Here is a 19903-nt window from a genome sequence, read left to right on the forward strand (position 1 = left end):
CCGTCCGACTGTCCGCGAGACGCGTTTCCTGGGCAGAACGATCGTTCTCTTCCTAGCCTCCGGGAGGTGAGGATCACACGACTCCGCGACGCCGCCGCCGCCCTGCTCGTCAGCGCACTCGCGCTCGGTGCCACCGTCGGCCTGCCCGCCGCGTCCGCCACCGCCGCCCCGGCCGCGCCCGGGTGCGACTTCGCCGACAGTGGGACCGGCACGTACGCCGACACGCTCTGCTGGCTCGACCTCTCCGCCCTCGACCCGGCCGTCGCAGCGACCCCCGCGGGGCAGCCGCTCGCGCTCGACCTGCCCGGTGGCTACAGGCTGCGGGCGACCGTGACCGTGTCCGGCGGCCCCGTCGCGGCCGTCCGCCTGCCCACCTACGTCGGGTCGTGGCTCGGCAACCGCGGGCACTACACCGGGATCGACGGCGCCGTCCGTCCGGCCCTGTACCAGCAGACCGCCGCCACGACCTCGACCGCGACGCTCAGTGACGTCCGCATGACCGACGCCTCGGGCGCCGCGGTGACGGGCTGGTCGCTCGTCGGTGCGGACGCCGAGGAGACCGCGAGCGGCGAGTCCATCACCTGGACCTCGGACGCGCCCTTCACCTCGCTCACCACCCGCCCGGACGGCACCGACGAGCGCGGCACCGCCTGCGGCCGGGGCTTCACCGGGATCGGTACCACCACGGTGACCTGCACCGGCACCGGCAGCACGCCGACCGGCACCGCGATCGTCGCCGCCCGCGAGCCCTCGACCTTCAGCCAGACGATGGCCAGCCGGGGCGGCCGCGAGGCCGTGGCCTTCGGCGTCCTCGTCTCGCGCGTGCAGATCACGAAGCAGCTCGTCGACGGGTTCGGCGGCGACGCCTTCACCGTCAGCGTGGCCGACGAGGCCGGCCGGGTCGTCGCGAGCGCCGACACCGCCGGCGGCACGACCGCCACCACTGGTGACGTCACGGTGCTGGTCGCGGCCGACGGGACTCCGCTGACCTTTCGGGAGGCGCCCACCGGCACCACGGACCCGTCCCGCTACGCGGACCCGTCGTGGGCCTGCACCCGGAACGGCGTCGCGGCCACCGACCTGCCGAGCGGCACGTCCGTCGGCACGAGCACCGCGATCCCGGTCGGCGTCGGTGACGCGATCGCCTGCACGGTGACGAACACGGCGCTGCCCGGCGGCCTCGCGCTCACGAAGACGGCCGACGTCACCGACGGGGACGGCGACCGCCTGGTCGGGCTCGGCGACACGGTCCGCTGGACGGTCACGGCGCGGAACACCGGCGGGGTCCCGCTCTCCGACGTGGCCGTCGACGACCCGACCGCCGGCCCGGTGACCTGCGACGAGACGACCCTGGCGGTGGGTGCGACGACCACCTGTCGCAGCGACGCCGCCACCACGATCACCGCGGCCGACGTGGACGCCGGCTCGCTGACGAACACCGCGACGGCGAGCGCCCGGGTGACCGGGACCACGTCGACCGTGCGGTCCGACCCCGCCTCGGCGACGGTCGCCGTCGAGCGCGCCGAGGTGGCCGTCGTGGCCACGCCGGGCGAGGTCACGGCGGACGGCCTCGAGGTCGCGGTCGTCGTCGAGAACGACGGCACGGTCCCGCTGACCGACGTCGAGGTCACCGTGCCCGGCGTCGACCCTGTTCCGGTGCCGGACGTCCCGCCGGGCGACACCGCGGGGATCACCGTCGTGGTCCCGCTCGCCGAGGAGCCGACGACGGTCCCGGTCACGGTCGAGGCCACCCCCACCGGGCTCCTCGGGGACGCCGACCCCGTCACCGACAGCGTCGACGTCACCGTCCCCGCCGCCGCGCCGGGCACCCCGGACCCGACGCCGACGCCGACGCCGACCCCCACCCCGGCACCGGAGCCGACCGACCAGCCGACCCCGGGCCCCACGCCGGTGCCGACCGGCGACCCGTCCGTCGTCCCGGCCCCCGCGGTCGGGTCCGGCACGGGCGGCACCGGCTCCCGCCCGGACGTCCGGGGCCCTGACGGGTCGCTCGCCTTCACCGGCCCCGCGGTCGGGCTCGCCGGTCTGGGGGCCGCCGCCCTGGTGGCCCTCGCCGCCGGTCTGGTCCTGCTCCGACGCCGCCGGAGCAGCACCGGGCGCTGACGCACCGACGCCTCGGCGTCGCGAGACGCCGCCGCCGACCCGGGACGCCGCCACATCCAGCGGCGTCCCGGCGCCCAGGCGGCGTCCCGGCGCCGCACAGGGACTGGTGCGCCACGGACCGGAGGTCCTGGCCTCAGCCGCCACGCCCCTCCCGTCCGACACCACCACCGTCGTGAGACGCCGCGACCCTCGCGGGACGCCGCCACATCCAGCGGCGTCTCGGCGCCGAGGCGGCGCCTCGGCACCGAACAGGGACCGGTGCGTCACGGACCGGAGGTCCGGGCTGCGGCCGCCACACGACCCTCCCGCCCGGCACCACCAGCGTCGTGAGACGCCGCCACCCTCCCAGGACGCCGCCACATCCAGCGGCGTCCCGGCACCCAGGCGGCGTCCCGGCGCCTAGGCGGCGCCTGGGCGCCGGACAGGGACTGGTGCGTCACAGACCGGAGGTCCTGGCTGCAGCCGCCACGACCCTCCCGCCCGGCACCGCCACCGTCGTGAGACGCCGTGACCCTCGCAGGACGCCGCCGCATCCAGCGGCGTCTCGGCGCCGAGGCGGCGTCTCGGCGCCGGAGCTGCGTCCCGCGCACGGGGCGGCGCGACGGCGTCCCGCCCCGACCACCGCGCGACCCGGAGCCCGGGCCGCCGACGCGCCCGACCCGCGCCGAGGCGCGCGTTCGACGACGCGCCCACCCACCGGACGGGAGGCGCACGCCGGGCCCGCTGCGCGCCTCCCGTCCGGCGGTCCTCGCCGTTCCCTCAGGTGGCGCCGACCCGCGAGCCGTGCATAATGATCTGGCTCGGGATGTGAACGTGCACATGGGCGTGCCGCGGACCCGAGCGGGAGAGAGCAGCAATGGCGACCACGCGGGCACAGCAGCCGCGGTCCCCCAGCATCCGCGACGTCGCGCGGGTCGCGGGTGTCTCGCACCAGACCGTCTCCCGGGTCCTCAACAACTCGGACGCGATCCGGGCCGAGACGCGTGACCGTGTCCTCGCGGCCATGGAGGAACTGCAGTATCGACCGAACCGTGCCGCCCGCGCCCTGGTGACGAGCAAGACCCGCACGATCGGGGTCCTCACGGCGCAGCGGTCGCACTACGGGCCGACCGTGACGCTGCAGGCGATCGAGGACGCGGCGGTCCTGCGCGGGTACTCGGTGACGACGGCGAACATCGCGGAACCGACCGATGCCGCGGTGCGCGACGGGCTCGGGCACCTGCTCGACCAGGACGTCGAGGGCATCGTCGTCATCGCACCGCAGCAGCGCGTGTTCGACCTCTTCGAGGAGCTCGGGGTCCGCACGCCGTACGTGACGATGCGCTCGAGCGTGGGCGAGGACCCGACCGCCCTCTGGGTCGACCAGATGGAGGGCGCACGTCTGGCGACGGCGCACCTGCTCGACCTCGGCCACGAGTACGTCCGGCACATCGCGGGGCCGCAGGACTGGATCGAGGCGGACGCACGCATGCAGGGCTTCCTGCGCGAGATGTCCGACCGCGACAAGCCCGTGCAGCCCCCGGTCCTCGGCGACTGGACGGCCGACTTCGGCTACCACGCGGGCCGGGAGCTCCTGCGGTACCGGGACTGCACCGCGGTGTTCTGCTCGAACGACGCGATGGCGCTCGGGGTCATGCACGCCGCGCGCTCGTACGGGCTCGACGTCCCGGGCGACCTGTCGGTGGTCGGGTACGACGACATCCCCGAGGCGAAGCACTTCTGGCCGCCGCTGACCACCGTGCAGGTCGACTTCGCGGAGCTCGGTCGGCGCAGTGTGGACATCCTGCTGCCCAGCGGCGACGACCTGCTCCGACCGATCGACATCGTGCCGCAGCTCGTCGTCCGCGGCTCGACGGGAGCCCCGCGGAAGCGCTGACCGCCGCGGATCGGGCCGCCCTCGGTGGGGTCCGAGCCGGTCGCGGAGCCCGCGCGTGTCCCCAACCCGGGGGCCACCGGGGCCACGACGCGCGGATGGTGCGCAGGGCGTTACCGAAACGCGACCGAACCGAATTGACAGTCCTCCCGAGCGTGTGCGTAGGATTACCTCCGTTCCGCGATGTGACCGTTCACATGGACCGTCACACGGGGGACACCGGACGCGACAACGAAGTCCGCACGCACCCTCGTGCCCTTCGGATGCCGCAGCTGAACCACCGAAGGACTGCCGCATCGCAGCGGCAGAAGGAGATGCACCGTGGCGTCAACCCCACAGGGTCACGACCCGATCGCAAGCGGGCTCGAGACCCGTTCGATCACCGCTCCCGAGACGATCCTCGAGATGCGTTCCATCACCAAGGAGTTCCCTGGTGTGAAGGCGCTCTCCGACGTCTCGCTGAGCGTCCGAGCCGGCGAGATCCACGCGATCTGCGGCGAGAACGGCGCTGGCAAGTCCACGCTGATGAAGGTGCTGTCGGGTGTCTACCCCTACGGCACCTACGAGGGCCAGATCGTCTACGAGGGCGAGGAAGTCCGCTTCTCGAACATCAAGCAGTCCGAGCAGGCCGGCATCGTCATCATCCACCAGGAGCTGGCGCTGATCCCGGAGCTCTCCATCACGGAGAACCTCTTCCTCGGCAACGAGCCCGGCCGCTTCGGTCGCATCGACTGGACCGCCGCCCAGCTGCGCGCCCAGGACCTGCTCGCCCGCGTCGGCCTGGCCGACGACCCGGACACGCAGATCAAGAACATCGGTGTCGGCAAGCAGCAGCTCGTCGAGATCGCCAAGGCCCTGCACAAGGACGTCAAGCTCCTCATCCTCGACGAGCCGACCGCCGCCCTGAACGAGAACGACTCCCAGCACCTCCTCGACCTCATCGTCGGGTTGAAGGCCAAGGGCATCTCGAGCATCATCATCAGCCACAAGCTGAACGAGATCGAGCAGATCGCCGACGAGATCACGATCATCCGCGACGGCAAGACCATCGAGACGCTCAACGTCAAGGCGGACGGCGTCAACGAGGACCGGATCATCCGCGGCATGGTCGGCCGCTCGCTCGAGTCGCGCTTCCCGGACCGCACCCCGAAGATCGGCGAGACCTTCTTCGAGGTCCGCAACTGGACCGTGCAGCACCCGCTCGACTCCTCGCGTCTGGTCTGCAAGGGCTCGAACTTCCACGTCCGCCGGGGCGAGATCGTCGGCTTCGCGGGCCTCATGGGCGCCGGCCGCACCGAGCTGGCGATGAGCCTGTTCGGTCGCTCGTACGGCACCTGGCTCGACGGGCAGATCATCAAGGACGGCCGCGAGATCAAGGTCACGAACGTCCAGCAGGCGATCGACAACGGCCTCGGCTACGTGTCGGAGGACCGCAAGGCCCTCGGCCTCAACCTGCTCGACACCGTGAAGCGCTCGACGGTGGCCGCCGACCTGCGGAAGATCTCCAAGGGCGGGGTCGTCGACTCCCTCGAGGAGTACTCGGTCGCCGAGAAGTACCGGAAGATGCTCCGCACGAAGGTGCCCTCGGTCGAGGACAACGTCGGCAAGCTCTCCGGCGGCAACCAGCAGAAGGTCGTCCTGTCGAAGTGGATGTTCACCGACCCGGACATCCTCATCCTCGACGAGCCCACCCGCGGCATCGACGTGGGTGCGAAGTTCGAGATCTACGGGATCATCCAGCAGCTCGCGGCGGAGGGGAAGGGCATCATCCTCATCTCGTCCGAGCTCCCCGAACTCCTCGGTCTCTCCGACCGGATCTACACCATCTTCGAGGGCCAGATCACCGCTGACCTCCCGGCCGACCAGGCCGACCCCGAATCCCTCATGCGCAGCATGACCTCCGCGCGGAAGGGCGCCACCGTCTCATGAACAACCTGAAACTGCTCTTCGGCAAGGGCAACAGCATCGGCCAGTACGGCATGATCATCGCGCTCGTCGTGCTGTTGGCCCTGTTCTCGTTCACCACGAACGGGCTCATCCTCGAGCCCACGAACGTGATCAACCTGTTCCTGCAGTACTCCTACATCCTCATCCTCGCCCTGGGGATGGTCATGGTGATCATCGCCGGTCACATCGACCTGTCGGTCGGTTCGGTCGCGGCGGTCGTCGGCATCGTCGTGGCGCAGTCCATGGCGGTCTGGCACTTCCCGGTGTGGGCCGCGATCATCCTCGGTCTCGCCATCGGTGCACTCATCGGAGCGTGGCAGGGCTTCTGGGTCGCCTTCGTGAAGGTCCCGGCCTTCATCGTGACCCTCGCCGGCCAGCTCATCTTCCGTGGTGCGAACCAGATCATCGGTTCGTCCACCTCGGTCCCCGTCCCGGACGAGTACACCCCGATCGGCGCCGGCTTCCTCGGTGACTTCGGCCCCGACTTCGGCTTCAGCAACGGCACGCTCATCATCGGTCTGGCCACCATCGCCGCGCTGATCATCATCGAGGCGCGTGGCCGTGCCCGCCGCAAGAAGATGCAGGCCGAGGTCCCGCCGCTGTGGGTCTCGATCGTCCGCACGGGCATCCTCGTCGCCGTCACGCTGTTCGCGACCTACCTGTTCGCCGCCGGTCCGGTCGGCACCTCGGTCCCGATCGTCGCGATCATCCTCGGTGTCCTCACGATCATCTACGGCTTCGTCACGAAGAACACGATCTTCGGTCGCCAGGTCTACGCCGTCGGTGGCAACGCCAACGCCGCGGTCCTGTCCGGTGTCTCCGCGAAGAAGGTCAACTTCTTCGTCATGATGAACATGTCGGTCCTCGCCGCGATCGCCGGCATGGTGTTCGTCGCCTACTCCGGTGCCTCGGGCCCCGCGGACGGCACCGGCTGGGAGCTCGACGCGATCGCCGCCGTGTTCGTCGGTGGTGCCGCCGTCGCCGGTGGTGTCGGCACGATCTCCGGCTCGATCATCGGTGGCCTCGTGATGGCGCTGCTGTCCAACGGTCTGCAGCTCATGGGCCTCGAGTCGAACCGCGTGCAGATCATCCGTGGTCTGGTCCTGCTCGTCGCCGTCGCCTTCGACGTCTACTCGAAGTCGCAGGGCCGTCCGTCCCTCATCGGCGGCATGATGCGGCAGTTCCAGCGGAAGGACACCGAGCAGAACACGGTGTCCGCGCAGCAGCCGCGCTCGATCGAGGACCAGCCCGACAAGGTCACCCTCCCCTAGCTCGGGCCTCCCGGCGGTCGGGTGACCGACCGCCGGGACACCCGGTACGGCCCATCCACCACAGCGGGGCCCCGGCCCCACCTCCTCAACGAAGAGAAAGCAATCACATGCGCAAGAAGATCGTCGCCGGCGTCAGCCTGGCGCTCATCGCGGGCCTCGCCCTCAGCGGCTGCTCGGCCCGTGGCAACTCCGAGGGCTCCGGCTCGGGTTCGGGCTCCGGCTCCAGCTCGACCATCAAGAAGGGCGACCTCATCGGCGTCGCCCTCCCCGCCAAGACCTCGCAGAACTGGGTCCTCGCGGGCGCCGCGTTCAAGAAGTCGATCGAGGACGCCGGCTTCAAGGCCGACATCCAGTACGCCAACGCCGGCAGCCCGGTCCCGGACCAGCAGTCGCAGATCTCGGGCATGGTCACCAAGGGTGCCAAGGCCGTCATCATCGGTGCCGCGGACGGTTCGCAGCTCGGCTCGCAGGTGAAGGCCGCCAAGGCCGCCGGCGCGACCGTCATCGCCTGGGACCGCAACATCCTGAACACCGAGAACGTCGACTACTACGTCGCGTTCAACAACTTCAAGGTCGGCCAGCTCCAGGCGCAGGCGCTCCTCAAGGGCCTCGAGGAGAAGAAGGGCGACAAGCCGTACAACGTCGAGATCTTCGCCGGTTCGCCGGACGACGCCAACGCCACCGTGTTCTTCAACGGTGCGATGGACGTCCTGCAGCCGAAGATCGACGACGGCACGCTCAAGGTCACCTCGGGTCAGACCACGTTCCAGAAGGTCGCCACGCAGGGCTGGCTCGCCCAGAAGGCCCAGTCGCGCATGACGGACCTCCTGGCTCAGTACTACACGGGTGACACCGAGCTCGACGGCGTCCTCTCCCCGAACGACACCCTGGCCCGCGCCATCCTCACCGCGACCAAGGCCGCCGGCAAGGACACCCCCGTCGTCACCGGTCAGGACTCCGAGACCGCGTCGATCCCCCTCATCATGAAGGGCACGCAGTACTCGACGATCTACAAGAACACCACCGACGAGGCCCAGGCCGCGATCGACCTGGTGTCCGACCTGGCCGACGGCAAGAAGCCGGAGACCGTGAACGACAAGAACAACGACAACGGCAAGAAGGTCGTCCCCACCGTCGAGCTGACCCCGGTCCTCGTCACCAAGGACAACGCCGTCGAGGCGTACAAGAACGACGAGACGCTCGAGGCGCTCGCCAAGAAGGGCTGAGCCACCCCGGCACAGCAGGAGGGCCCCGTCGCGTCAGCGACGGGGCCCTCCCTCGTTCCCGGCCGCGCCCCTCGCCCGCCGGTCCCGGCCTGGAGGCCCGCCCCGCGCCTCCAGGCCGGTCCGGCCCGCCCCGCCCCGCGACCGACCCCGCCCCGTCCCGCTCCGCCACGAGACGGGTACCCTTCCCCCGTGTCCGCAGACGAGGTGATGGAGGTCCGTGCCGTCGTGGCGCTCCTCGAACCGGTGTTCCGCGAGATGCTCCGCCCGGACGAGCTCCGTGCGACCCGGTACAACCTCACCTCCGCGGACGACCCGTGGGGGCACGAGCTCCAGCCGGACGACCTGGTCGAGACGAACAGCGCGGTCGTGTGGTGGCGGATCTGCGGCGAACGCGGCGCGTCCGGCGGGATCTGGCTCGACGACGGTCCCGAGGAGATGTGTCGACACGTGCAGGGCGCACTGCAGGACTTCATCGCCGAGAGCCGCTTCGGCTGGGGCGAGTGGCGGGGGCCGCACGACCTGCCCTGACCATCGCCCGCCTCCCGACCGGCGAGTCGTCCACACCGCGGCCGGCGCCTATCCCGCGTACTCGGGGTCGGTCGCCGGGTCGTACCGCGCTCCCGCCGCGGGTGTGTACTGCTGCGCGTCCGGGTGCTCGTTCTGCCACATCGAGTCGACGTCGCTGAGCTCGGACGCCCCGCACCGACCGTCGGCCTGGACGGCCTCGACCGGGATCCCGATCGCGAAGACGACGGGCTGCTCGGGACCCAGGTCGATGGGGTGCCCGGATGCCCGCATGCACCCGACGTACCGGTCCCAGGCCGCGACGTACTCGGAGCGGGTGACGACACCGTCCTCGAGGGCGGCCTGCTGCTGGGGCGACGGCCCCGGGACCGGGTCGGGGCGCGCCCACGACGCCCAGACGGTCATCGGCCCCTCGTGCTCGACCCGCACGGTCGGCCGGCCTGCTGCGTCCGCGCGGACCGGCAGCATGACCGAGGTGCCGCAGTCCGCGGTCGTCGGTGCTCCGTCGGCGACCGTGACGGACGCGGTGCCGGTCGGCGCGCACTGCAGGCCGACGGCCACGTGCTGCGCACCGGACGGCCGCCCGGGCAGCGTGAGGCTCGTCGGACCGTCCGACACCCGGGCGACCGGGGTCCCGAGCAGGGTCACGTCACCGGCCGCGCCCGTGCCGACGAGGGCGGCCGCGTCCTCCGGTGCGAGTGACTGCTGCAGGAGACCGGTCCCGACGAGGGCCCCGGCGGTCAGTGCGCCCGCCGCGACGAACGCGCCGACGCCGACGGTGGGGACGAGCCAGCGGCGGCGGCGCACGGACCGCTCGACGCGGTCGACGAGCAGGGCGCGCAGGGCGCGGTCGCGGGGTGTGGTGGTCATCGGTGTCCTCCGCTGGTCGTCGAGACGGCTGGGTGCTCCGCGAACTGGGCGCCGAGGCGCTTCCGGGCGCGGGAGAGGCGGGACTTGACCGTCCCGATCGGCACGCCGAGCACGGCGGCCGCCTCGGCTTCGCGGTGCCCCGCGACGACGCAGAGTGCGAGGACCTGCTGGTCGGCGACCGACAGCCGACGGAAGGCCGCGACGGCGGCGCCGTCGTCGTGCCGGTCGGCGGGGTCGGGCGCGTGCTCGGCGGGCGGCAGCGTCGCGAGGAGGCGTCGGTGCCGCATCGTCGCCCGGGTCGCGTTGCGCGCGACGTTCGTCGCCGTCACGAGCAGCCACGGGAGCAGGTCGCCGTCGACGAGCCGGGCGGTGCGCCGCCGACGCCACGCCTCGAGGAACACCACCGCGACGACGTCCTCGACGTCCACCTCGGGTGGCACCAGCCGCATGGCGTGCCGTCGTACCCGGCCGCGGTGGCGGTCGAAGACGCGGCCGTAGGCCTCGCCGTCACCGCGGCCCGCAGCCGCCCAGTCCTCGGCGTCGTCGCCGCTTCCGGTCCTCATGCCCTGGAGTGTCCGGCAGCGCCCGGAAGGTTCCGTCCTGGCGCTGCCGGTCGGAGATCAGTCGCGCCGCTGCATCGCCGACAGGCGCTCGTTGTACGCGTTCAGCTCGGCGTCGCCGTCGCGCTCGGCCTGCCGGTCCTTGCGCTTGGCCGTGCGCTCGTCCGACCGCACCCAGTTGCGGACGACGAGCAGCGCCACGAACACCATCGGCAGCTCGGACGCGCCCCACGCGATGCCGCCGCCGACGTGCTGGTCGGCCAGGAGCGCGGTGTCGTTCGTCTGCCCGAGCGCGTGGAACCAGTCGACGGCGTACACCTCCTGCGAGGTCATCACGGCGACGCCGAAGAAGGCGTGGAAGGCCAGGGTCGCGAGCAGGGCGATGATGAGGATCGGGTACTGCGGGCGCTGGGGACCCGGGTCGATCCCGACGAAGACCCAGAAGAAGAGGTACCCGCTGAACACGAAGTGCACGATCATCACGATGTGCCACTCGTGGGACTGCATGGCGTACTCGAACGCCGGCGTGAAGTAGAACACCACGAGCGATCCGGCGAAGATGACACCGGCCACCGCGGGCTTCGCGAGGAACTGCATCCACCGCGAGTGCACGAAGAGCATGAGCCACTCGCGGGTGCCGCGGGACCCGTCGTTGCGCACGGGCAGGGTCCGCAGTGCCAGGAGCACCGGCCCGCCGAGCACGAGCGGCAGCGGGACGAACATCATGAGCAGCATGTGCTGGACCATGTGCGACGAGAAGTGGATCATGCCGTAGACGGCCGGGCCGCCCGAGGTCGTCCAGATGAAGACGGCGCAGCCGAGCAGCCAGGCGATGGTGCGCCCGACCGGCCAGGAGTCGCCGCGCTGCTTGAGCTTCCGGACGCTCCACAGGTACCAGCCGGCCCCGACGAGGGCGAGCGCGAGCCACATCCAGTCGACGTGCCAGTGCGACAGGTAGGTCTGCATGGTCTGCTCGGGCGGGTACGGGTAACCGATGAGCCCGGAGCGGGTGTCGGCACCGGTCTCGGGTGTCTGCGGGATCGGCGGCTGGCTGCGGGACACGGCGACCGAGACCCCGATGGCGACCGCCATGAAGACGATCTCGGCCAGGGCGAAGCGGACGAACAGCCGGCGGTCGGTCGGCGCACGGAGCAGGCCGGGCACGAGCTTCCGACGCTGCACGACGCCCGCGACGCCGAGCAGCACGAGGATCGTGGCCTTCGTCGTGATGAGCCACCCGTACGGCGTCGTGACGAGGTCGAGCGGCCCGGTCAGGCGCAGCTGCGCGTTCACGATGCCCGAGAACGCGACCGCGGCGAAGGCCCACCCGGCGAGCGTCGAGTACCGGGCGACGACGCGGCCGGTGGCGCCCTTGGTCCGGGCACGGAGGAGCACGACGGCGACGAGCCCGCCGGCCCAGACGCACACGCCGACCAGGTGCACGGCGAGCGAGTTGACGGCGTTCGCGTGCTCGAGCGACCCGGCGGCGTGCCCGGACAGGGCGAGCGGCAGCAGGGCGAACAGCGACGCGACGGTGGCGACGGCGAGCGTCGTGGCCCGGGTGGCGAGCGCGGCGACGACGGTGGCGACGAGCACGGCCGCGGCGGAGACGACGAGCGACTGCCCGATCTCGACCTGGAACGCGAAGAGCAGGAAGTTGCGGGCGAACACCGGGCTGGTGAGCGGCGCCCCGAGGGTGTTCGCACCGGTCAGGACGATGCCGGCGACCGCGGCGAGGAACCAGACGGCCCCCGAGATCGCAGCCCAGCGCGCTGCCCGGTGCTGCACGGACGACATCGCGCCGTGGTCGGCCTTCTGCGCGGGCAGCGCGAACGCGGCGACGATGAGCAGGCCGATGGTCAGTGCGGCGACGCCGTCGTGCACACCACGGGCGGCGACCAGGCCGAACTGCACGACATCGCCCGCCGAGACGAGCTGCTGGTTCGCGGTGAAGGCCCCGGTGACCGTCATGCCGAGGATCGCGCAGGCGACGACGACCGGCAGGGCGATCACCAGCACGGTCGCGACGGTGGACGTGCGGGTGGTGACGGGCGCGGTCTCCGGTGCCGGGCCTCCCGGCTGAGGGGCGGCGTCCGGGCGGGGCTGGGGTGACGTGACGGCCATACCTGTCTCGGGTCGGTTCCGTCCGCGGTCCGCGGACCCTCCATCGTAGGCGCGCTGGTCTGGACCCGCCATGTGGGTCCGGGCGGTTCCCAGCCCGTCGCGCTGGGGCGCGGACGTGGTCCGCGGCACCGGCCTGGAGGCGCGGACCACCGCCCGCCGTCGGCACCCGTCCGGCGCGGGGCCGGGTACCGACGACGGCGGCTCAGCGACCGGTGTCGGTCGCGGCGTCGGTGTCCGTCGCGGTGTAGGTGCGGTGCTCCCAGATGCCCTCGCTGCCGACACCGACGAAGCCGACCGCCTCGTTGACGTCGAGCATCGGGCGGTTCTCCTCGGCGTTGAACGTCACGATCGACGGCCGCCCCGGGAACTCCCGCTGCAGTGTCTCGATGCCGACGACCTTGAGGAGCCAGCCGAGTCGGTGACCGCGGTGCTCCCGCAGCACGAGCGTGCTCCACTGCATCGCGGGACGGCTGGCATCGTGCGGCACGGCGAGCTGGGTGAACCCGGCCAGGGTCCCGCTCGGGACGTGCTCGACCGCGACGGTGAGCATGTGCCGGGGCGCGGCCGCGAGCTCTGTCTCGTGCTCGCGCATGCGCTCGGCGGTCCAGACGTCCTCGGGTTCGGCCATGTCGCCCTCGGGGGCGTCGGTGCTCATCCGCGTCTCGAGCAGCGCGAGGTCGGCGAGCCAGCGGTCCGCCGTCGGCCCGGTCCAGCTGTGCACGCGGTACGCGTCGCCCGCGGCGGCCGCTGCCCGGTCGTGCAGTGCCCGCAGGCTGTCCGGGTCGGCGGGGAGCGCGAGCCGGCTGATCCGGTTGACCTGCCCGAAGCGCCAGCCGCGCCCGCTCAGGAAGCGGACCGCGGCCTCGTCCTCCGGCACGACACCGGCGCCGGTGGGGGCGGCCAGGAAGCCCGGCCCCCCGCCGACGCCGACCTGGCGCGAGACGGCGTACGTCTTCCACTGCGTGCGGCCGTCGGCACGGGCGACGGCCTCGAGGTGGTCGGCGAGCAGGGTGCCGATCCCCCGACGCTGGTGGTCCGGGCGCACGGCGACGGAGAGCCAGCAGTTCGTCGTGCCGGGCTCCTGCTTCGTGTCGTACGACCCGGCCGCGACCGTGGTGCCGTCGGCGTCGCGGACGACGAACAGGCGGCTCGGCGCTCCGGGCTCGTGGCACGTCGGCAGGTACTCGGCCGGGGTCCAGCGCAGTTCGTCGAGCCCGTGCACGGCGATCTCGGCGGTGTCCGAGACGGCGAGCCACTCGGCGAAGGCGCGGACCGCGTCGGGGTCGTCGTCCATCGTGCGCGGGACGGTGAGTTCGACCACCTCGGGGGCGGTCGTGGCGGATGTGGTCATGGTCGTTCCTCCCGCCACCCGGGTCGGTCGTCGTCGGGAACCGGGCAGCCGACCAGCGTACCGGTGCGCCGGACGCGGCCGCTAGGCTTCCCCCGTGCTGCTCTCCGACCGCGACATCACTGCTCAGCTCGACCAGGGCCGGATCGGGCTCGACCCGTACGACCCGGCGCTGACGCAGCCGTCCAGCATCGACGTCCGACTCGACAAGTACTTCCGGCTGTTCGACAACCACAAGTACCCGCACATCGACCCGGCCGAGGACCAGCCCGAGCTGACCCGCCTGGTGGAGACCGACCCCGACGAGGCGTTCGTCCTGCACCCCGGCGAGTTCGTGCTCGGGTCGACGTTCGAGGTCGTCACGCTGCCCGACGACATCGCGGCACGCCTCGAGGGCAAGAGCTCGCTCGGACGCCTGGGCCTGCTCACCCACTCCACCGCCGGCTTCATCGACCCGGGCTTCTCCGGCCACGTGACGCTCGAGCTGTCGAACGTGGCGACGCTGCCGATCAAGCTGTGGCCCGGCATGAAGATCGGCCAGCTCTGCTTCTTCCAGCTGTCGAGTCCGGCGGAGAAGCCGTACGGATCGGCCGAGTACCAGTCGCGGTACCAGGGACAGCGCGGGCCGACTCCGTCGCGCTCGGCGCAGAACTTCCACCGGGCGGACGTCTCGCGCACCTCCGAGTGACACCAGACATCGGCGTGCGAAATACGGAATCCTGTGTATCGTAGCGTCATGCCGCCAGCACACCTCCGTGCGTCGCCGACGACGCTCTCCGCCGCCGCGATCATCCGTGAGGCCCGGCTGCGCGCGGACCTGACGCAGGTCCAGCTCGCCTCCCGCGCCGGGGTCACCCAGAGCGTGATCAGCACGTACGAGAACGGCCGCCGGGAGCCCTCGCTCGCCGCACTGCAGCGACTCCTGCTCGCGGCGGGCTTCCGCACCGCGATCGACCTGCAGCCGGTCGCCGAACCCGCACCGCTCCGCGAACTCGTGGCCCGCCACCGGGACGACCTCGTCGCGCTGCTCGAGCGCCACGGCGCCGTCGCGGTCCGCCAGCTGCTCGGCCACGGCGACCGCGTGCGAACCGAGGACTGGACCGCCGACGTCGAACTCGTCGTCGACCTGGAACCGCCCGCGGGCATCTTCTCGCTCATGCGGATGCAGGAAGCGGCCGAACAGCTGCTCGGGGTGCGCGTCGACGTCCTCGCCGCCGACGCCCTGACGAGCGACGTCCTCGACCGGGCCGTGCCGATGTGAGCCCCACACCGCAGGAGCGGCTCGACGACGTGCTCCTCGCCTGCCGCCGGATCCAGGAGTACGTGGCCGACCCGACCCTGCCCGAGACGGTCGTGCACGACGCCGTCCGGATGCGGCTGATCGACATCGCGTCGTCGGTCCGGTCCCTCCCGCCGGCCGTGACGGCCCGCGAACCGGCGATCCCCTGGGCGCAGGTGTCCGCCCTCGCCGAACGGCTCACGCGTCGACCGTGCGACACCCCGGCGTCCGTCCTGCTCAGCACCGCCCGGACGGACGTGCCGGTGCTCTGCGAAGCGGCGCTCCGGATGCGGGCCCGCTGCGGCTGATCGGTGCGGCGGCGGTCAGTCCCCGTGCACGACGCACACCGCATCGAGGTCGAGCGACGCCTCGAGCGCTGCCGAGACCCCGGCCTCACCGTCTGCGCTGTAGGGGGTGACGGTGTCGACCCACCACAGCGGCACCGACATGGCGGGGGCGTCCGGCAGCAGCCGTTCGACCTCCTCGGCGGTGTCCACGCGGCGGACCCCGAGCACCGTGATGACCGGGTGCGTGGCGTCACGGCAGACCTGCATCATCGGGCCGTCGTCGAGCGCCCGGACGCCCCATGCGTCGTCGTGAAGCAGCAGTGCCTCGGCGACGTCGCGGACCTGCACCTCGCCACGGCAGAGGAGCGTCACCTCACGCGGCACCCTGTGACCCCTGTCCGCCGTGCTGCATCGCGTGCGGTCCGAGTGCTCCGTCGTCGTGCGCCGGGTCAAGGGGCGCGCCGCCGACGAGCTGCAGGAAGCGGTCCTCGTCGATGCGGTCGAGGAACGACTCGAGGGCGGTCCACCCGTCCTGGAACCGGACGACCAGTCCTTCGCCGACCTCGCCCGCGAAGGACTCGGTGGTCGTTCGGACCGGGGGCCACTCGCCGCCGCGGTCGAGGAAGCGGACGGCCTCGGGGCCGACGATGACGGCGAGGGGCTCCGGTTCGCCGTGGGCGACCGCGCGGACGAGGTGGTCGGCGTCGCCACGGCGCTGCATGACCACCCCGAACACGGGCTCGACGTCACCCGCCACCCGGTGCACGGCGTCGAGCAGACGGGAGGCGAGCTCCGGGTCGGCTCCGCCCTCGGGCACCGTCAGCACCGCGGACAGCGTCTCGACGACGACCTCGTCGGTCAGGTGGGCGGTCATCGTGGCGGAGATCCCGTCCCCGACCGCGTACGACGTGCTGATGCCGGGCGACTCGTGCTTGGCGTACTGCGTGACGACCCAGCGGTCCCACGCCGAGGCGAGCGGCTCCGAGGTGCCCCACCGCGTCGGGCAGGTTCCCACGGTGTCGCAGAGCGCCTCGATCGCCGAGCCGATGTCGACCGTGCGCTCGTCGTGGTGCCGGAGGGTGAGGTCGATGCTGATCTGCCGGACCGAGCCCGTCGCCTGCCGGTGCTCCGGCGCCGGCTCTCCGAGCAGCTCCGGGCCCTGCTCGACGAAGTCCTCGATGCCCGCGGCCGACACACCGGTCCGGCCGTCGCGGAGAGCGCCGTCGGTGCCGCGGACGGCCCATGCGGCGCCGTGCGCACCCAGCGCGTGCCGGAGGGCGGGGGTGAGCGCAGCCTCCTGGCCGGTGCGGAGCACGACGGTGCGTCCGGCGGCCGAGGCGCGACGGAGGAGCGCGTCGAGGGAGTCGGTGAGCCACACGACAGGGGCGCTCGAATCGACCACGATGGCCGGTCCGACCACGTCGTCGATGAGGGGATGTCTGACCATCCTGGGCCTCCTCGGGTCGGTCTGCTGGCGCGCTGCGGATCCCCCTGGACGGTACACACGCCGTCCGGGAGTGTCCGTCGGGAACGGCGGCTCACAGGACAGAGACAGGGGCGGCCGGGAGGCGCGGCTCGCGTCCGCCTCGAGCGGTGCGCGGACGTCCGGCTGGCATCCAGCGGATCATCCGCTAGGCTGGTGCGGTCCCGTTCGCCGGGGCGCGCGAGTGTAGTTCAATGGTAGAACTCCAGCTTCCCAAGCTGGTAGCGCGGGTTCGATTCCCGTCACTCGCTCTGGATCATCCCTCTCCGAGCGTGTCGTTCGTCGACGCAGTGTCGTTCCTCGACGCAGTGTCGTCCGTCGTGGCAGTGCCGTCCATCGCTCGTCGACGCGGCGTCGTCCCGGCGCAGCCACGGCCGCAGGCCCACACCAGCGCTCGGCTGGCAACGACCCGGCCGACACACGGATCCGACCGGATTGCGGAGCACGATCGCCCTGACGAGGGTCCGGTCACCGACCGACTGCCTGCCCGATCTCGCGTCCGTGGGGATCAGCGGCCACGACGGCGGCCCAGAGGACCTCGCCGTCGACGACCGTGAGCGTCGGTTCGAGCCCGAGCCGCTGGGCGACGCGCGCCGACACCAGGTGATCGGGGTGGATGGCGGCTCGCAGGTGCCGCACGCCGATGGAGGTCAGCCACGTCACGACTGCAGACGCAGCCTCTCCCGCGAGACCACGGCCCTGCTCGGATGCCGTGACGAGCCAGGCGAGGTCGGCGACGAGGTCGGTGCCGTCCTGCGTGAGCGTCGCCTGCACGAAACCGATGGCCGGACCGCCGCGAGCAGGCCGGATGACCCAGTTCTGCCACCCGGCGCTCCCGTCCTCGGACCGGCCCTGCACCTGGCGGGCGTAGCGCGACTGGAGTTCCTGCAGGGTGGGAGACTGTCCGCCCGTGAACCGGTAGAGGTCTGGAGGTGCCAGCGCGGCTTCCATCTCGATCGCATGGCCCACGGCGAGCGGCTCCAGGGAGAGGCGGTCCGTCTGCAGGGGAACCGTTCGCGGCCACGACATGGTCCGAGCTTCGCAGGTCGTCCGGCCTGTCTCCGTTCCACGGTGCGGAGAGCGCTCGTCCACACCGATGTGCTCGTGGAGGGGCATGGTCCACTTCCGACGATCGGTGACGAGGGCGGTCTTCGTCAGTGCGAGCGCAGCTGGGCCGGCTGACGACGGTCACGCTGCGCCTCCACCGCCCGGCGCGGCAGGCGGGGCGACCCGGCGGCTCGGCGACCCGGCGACCCGGCGGCCCGGCAGCCCGGCAGCCCGGCAGCCCGGCAGCCCGGCACACTGTCGTGCTCACCGTCGGCGCGTGACGAGCTGGTGACGATCAGACGCGTCCGAGCATCGTTTCGTCGAGGATGGCCCCGCCGAGCATCCAGCCGCCGTCGGCGACTCGTCCAGGATGACGACGCTCTCCGGGCCGCACCGACGGTGGCGGTGCGACCCGAGGACGGGTAGCGTTCGGGCGACGAGTCCGCAGACCACCCCCGGAGTCATGGCAACGCAGCACTGAGCCGACGCACCAGCGACGGCGCCTCCTCTCCGTGAGCCTCCCGCTCACGGAGTTCCTGCACGCCCGCGCCGCCGACCCGGCCGCGCGACGACTCCTGGGACCACTCCGTGCTGTTCGCTCCCGCCCGACTCCGGGCATCGCTCTCCACCCTCCGTGACCACCGGTTCGTGACGTTCGCCGTCCTCACCGACACCATCGGCGCCGGGCTGACGCTCCCGCTGTCGATCGTCTACTTCACCCTCACCACCGACGTGCCGCTCGCCCTGATCGGCGTGCTCTCGACCGTCGGCTCGCTGATCGCGCTCCCGATCGGCCTGGTCGGCGGCGTGCTCACCGACCGGTTCGGCGCGAAGGCGTCGATGATCCTCAACAACCTCCTGTCGGCGGCGGGCTTCACGCTCTACCTCGTCGCGCACGACCCCGCGACGGTCTTCGCCGCGATCTTCCTCGCCAACGCGTCGGAGCGGCTCTACTGGACCTCGTGGACGGCGTACGTCCACGACCTCGCCGACGGCCGCCCCTTCGAACGGTGGTTCGCGTTCCTCGAGGCGACGAAGGCCGCGGCCCTGGGCGCGGGGGCGGTCGTCGCCGCCGTCACGCTCGCACAGGGCCAGCAGGGGCTCCGCTGGCTGGTGCTCGCCAACGTCGTCACGAGCGTCGTCGCCGCGGTCGTCTTCGCGACGCAGCGGACCGGGACGCGGAGGGCGGCGGCCACCGGCTCGGCCGACCGTCGCGGGACGGGCGGCTCCCTCCGGGCGTTCGCAGCCGACAGGTCGATGCGGCTCATCACCCTCGGCCAGTTCCTCGTCGGGCCGGCCATGGTCCTCCCGAACGTCGCGCTGAGCGTCCTGTTCGTGGAGCGGTGGGGCATGCCTCCCGCAGTCGCCCCCGTCCAGTTCGCCGTCGCCACCGGGCTGTGCGCGGTCCTCCAGACGACGGTGACCCGGCGCGTCGCCGGGATCCGGCGGAGCCGGCTCATCGGCACCGGCGCGCTCCTCACCGCCGCGACGGTGGTACCCCTGGTGTTCCTCCCGCCGCTCCACGGCGTCGTCGCGTGGGTGTACGTCGGCGCGACCGCCGTCGTGCTCGCCGTGGCGGACATGCTGTCCCTCCCGGCGGCGAACGCCGTGATGGCGGAGGCGCCCCATCCGCGTGTCCGCGGGCGGGCGATCGGGGTGTTCCAGACGGCGGGTTCGGTCGGGATGGCGCTCTTCCCGCTCACCCTGGGGCTGCTCGACAGCCGCTTCCCCTGGGTGCTGTGGGTCGTCTGCGTGGTCGTGTTCGCCGCGGCGGCGTGGGCATGGCGAGCGGCGGTCGACGGCCTGCCCGACCGGGTGCAGATCGCGTCCGTGGCCGACCTGGAGGCGTGACCCGACCCCGCCTCGCGTCACCGGCGGGTCCGGGCCCGGCTCCAGGTCCGGCTCCGGCTCCGGCTCCGGCTCCGGCTCGACCGTTGCG

At 72.2% G+C, this 19903-nt stretch carries 17 protein-coding genes and 1 tRNA gene; 11 read left to right on the forward strand and 7 right to left on the reverse strand.

Annotated elements, in window-relative coordinates; genetic code table 11:
* Positions 1-66: 66 nt before the first annotated feature.
* The 6 genes from KM842_RS11280 (at position 67) to KM842_RS11305 (ending at position 8969) form a co-directional block, all read left to right on the forward strand.
* Positions 67-2124 (forward strand): CLIPPER-2 domain-containing protein, encoded by a 2058-nt coding sequence (locus tag KM842_RS11280; protein WP_216258427.1) that lies wholly within the window; start codon positions 67-69, stop codon positions 2122-2124.
* A gap of 856 nt (positions 2125-2980) precedes the next feature.
* On the forward strand, positions 2981-4000 hold the full coding sequence (locus KM842_RS11285; RefSeq protein WP_216258429.1) for a LacI family DNA-binding transcriptional regulator: 1020 nt from the start codon (positions 2981-2983) through the stop codon (positions 3998-4000).
* Positions 4001-4402: 402 nt separating this feature from the next.
* The gene (mmsA, locus tag KM842_RS11290; protein ID WP_216262370.1) at positions 4403-5926 is read left to right on the forward strand and encodes a multiple monosaccharide ABC transporter ATP-binding protein; all 1524 of its coding nucleotides are present in this window, start codon (positions 4403-4405) and stop codon (positions 5924-5926) included.
* Entirely contained in the window at positions 5923-7215 is a 1293-nt protein-coding gene (gene mmsB / locus KM842_RS11295; protein WP_216258431.1) for a multiple monosaccharide ABC transporter permease, read from the forward strand. The genes mmsA and mmsB overlap by 4 nt, the downstream gene beginning before the upstream one ends.
* A 107-nt stretch (positions 7216-7322) precedes the next feature.
* Positions 7323-8441: a substrate-binding domain-containing protein gene (locus tag KM842_RS11300; protein WP_216258433.1), complete on the forward strand. Its 1119-nt coding sequence runs from the start codon at positions 7323-7325 to the stop codon at positions 8439-8441.
* Between the two features lie 189 nt (positions 8442-8630).
* Positions 8631-8969 (forward strand): hypothetical protein, encoded by a 339-nt coding sequence (locus tag KM842_RS11305; protein ID WP_216258435.1) that lies wholly within the window; start codon positions 8631-8633, stop codon positions 8967-8969.
* 48 nt (positions 8970-9017) lie between these two features.
* Here the strand turns inward: KM842_RS11305 and KM842_RS11310 are convergent, their stop codons facing one another.
* From KM842_RS11310 to KM842_RS11325, 4 genes are all read right to left on the reverse strand, one after another.
* Entirely contained in the window at positions 9018-9836 is an 819-nt protein-coding gene (locus tag KM842_RS11310; RefSeq protein ID WP_216258437.1) for a hypothetical protein, read from the reverse strand.
* Entirely contained in the window at positions 9833-10399 is a 567-nt protein-coding gene (locus tag KM842_RS11315) for an RNA polymerase sigma factor (protein WP_216258438.1), read from the reverse strand. The genes KM842_RS11310 and KM842_RS11315 overlap by 4 nt, the downstream gene beginning before the upstream one ends.
* A gap of 57 nt (positions 10400-10456) precedes the next feature.
* Complete coding sequence (locus KM842_RS11320) at positions 10457-12415, reverse strand: bifunctional copper resistance protein CopD/cytochrome c oxidase assembly protein (RefSeq protein ID WP_253206108.1); 1959 nt, start codon at positions 12413-12415, stop codon at positions 10457-10459.
* Between the two features lie 307 nt (positions 12416-12722).
* Positions 12723-13871: a GNAT family N-acetyltransferase gene (locus tag KM842_RS11325; RefSeq protein WP_216258443.1), complete on the reverse strand. Its 1149-nt coding sequence runs from the start codon at positions 13869-13871 to the stop codon at positions 12723-12725.
* 94 nt (positions 13872-13965) lie between these two features.
* Between KM842_RS11325 and dcd the strand changes: the two genes are divergently transcribed.
* From dcd to KM842_RS11340, 3 genes are read left to right on the forward strand one after another with little or no spacing between them, the layout of a single operon-like run.
* Entirely contained in the window at positions 13966-14556 is a 591-nt protein-coding gene (dcd, locus tag KM842_RS11330; RefSeq protein ID WP_216258445.1) for a dCTP deaminase, read from the forward strand.
* A gap of 48 nt (positions 14557-14604) precedes the next feature.
* A complete protein-coding gene (locus KM842_RS11335; RefSeq protein WP_216258447.1) occupies positions 14605-15129 on the forward strand; it encodes an XRE family transcriptional regulator in 525 nt (174 codons plus the stop codon).
* On the forward strand, positions 15126-15455 hold the full coding sequence (locus tag KM842_RS11340) for a HepT-like ribonuclease domain-containing protein (RefSeq protein WP_216258449.1): 330 nt from the start codon (positions 15126-15128) through the stop codon (positions 15453-15455). Before KM842_RS11335 ends, KM842_RS11340 begins: the two co-directional genes overlap by 4 nt.
* Before the next feature lie 15 nt (positions 15456-15470).
* Here KM842_RS11340 and KM842_RS11345 read toward each other — a convergent pair whose 3' ends face one another.
* Together KM842_RS11345 and KM842_RS11350 are read right to left on the reverse strand one after the other, a co-directional pair.
* Positions 15471-15806, reverse strand: a complete 336-nt coding sequence (locus tag KM842_RS11345; RefSeq protein WP_216258451.1) for a hypothetical protein — start codon at positions 15804-15806, stop codon at positions 15471-15473.
* A gap of 1 nt (position 15807) precedes the next feature.
* Positions 15808-16881 (reverse strand): DUF6177 family protein, encoded by a 1074-nt coding sequence (locus KM842_RS11350; RefSeq protein WP_216258453.1) that lies wholly within the window; start codon positions 16879-16881, stop codon positions 15808-15810.
* Between the two features lie 216 nt (positions 16882-17097).
* Here KM842_RS11350 and KM842_RS11355 point away from each other — a divergent pair.
* Positions 17098-17168, forward strand: a tRNA-Gly gene (locus KM842_RS11355).
* 217 nt (positions 17169-17385) lie between these two features.
* Here the strand turns inward: KM842_RS11355 and KM842_RS11360 are convergent.
* Positions 17386-17946 carry a GNAT family N-acetyltransferase gene (locus KM842_RS11360; RefSeq protein WP_216258455.1) on the reverse strand — a complete coding sequence of 187 codons (561 nt, stop codon included), beginning with the start codon at positions 17944-17946 and terminating at the stop codon, positions 17386-17388.
* Between the two features lie 606 nt (positions 17947-18552).
* Between KM842_RS11360 and KM842_RS11365 the strand changes: the two genes are divergently transcribed.
* Positions 18553-19815 carry an MFS transporter gene (locus KM842_RS11365; protein ID WP_216258457.1) on the forward strand — a complete coding sequence of 421 codons (1263 nt, stop codon included), beginning with the start codon at positions 18553-18555 and terminating at the stop codon, positions 19813-19815.
* Positions 19816-19903 lie beyond the last annotated feature (88 nt).

This window comes from Curtobacterium sp. L6-1, assembly GCF_018885305.1.
Lineage (GTDB): Bacteria > Actinomycetota > Actinomycetes > Actinomycetales > Microbacteriaceae > Curtobacterium > Curtobacterium aetherium.

Coding starts and splice junctions, on each gene's coding strand:
- KM842_RS11350 (WP_216258453.1), bottom strand. CDS start 16,881: ATGGTCAGACATCCCCTCATCGACGACGTGGTCGGACCGGCCATCGTG.
- KM842_RS11300 (WP_216258433.1), top strand. CDS start 7,323: ATGCGCAAGAAGATCGTCGCCGGCGTCAGCCTGGCGCTCATCGCGGGC.
- KM842_RS11315 (WP_216258438.1), bottom strand. CDS start 10,399: ATGAGGACCGGAAGCGGCGACGACGCCGAGGACTGGGCGGCTGCGGGC.
- KM842_RS11285 (WP_216258429.1), top strand. CDS start 2,981: ATGGCGACCACGCGGGCACAGCAGCCGCGGTCCCCCAGCATCCGCGAC.
- mmsB (WP_216258431.1), top strand. CDS start 5,923: ATGAACAACCTGAAACTGCTCTTCGGCAAGGGCAACAGCATCGGCCAG.
- KM842_RS11325 (WP_216258443.1), bottom strand. CDS start 13,871: ATGACCACATCCGCCACGACCGCCCCCGAGGTGGTCGAACTCACCGTC.
- KM842_RS11360 (WP_216258455.1), bottom strand. CDS start 17,946: ATGTCGTGGCCGCGAACGGTTCCCCTGCAGACGGACCGCCTCTCCCTG.
- KM842_RS11335 (WP_216258447.1), top strand. CDS start 14,605: ATGCCGCCAGCACACCTCCGTGCGTCGCCGACGACGCTCTCCGCCGCC.
- mmsA (WP_216262370.1), top strand. CDS start 4,403: ATGCGTTCCATCACCAAGGAGTTCCCTGGTGTGAAGGCGCTCTCCGAC.
- KM842_RS11310 (WP_216258437.1), bottom strand. CDS start 9,836: ATGACCACCACACCCCGCGACCGCGCCCTGCGCGCCCTGCTCGTCGAC.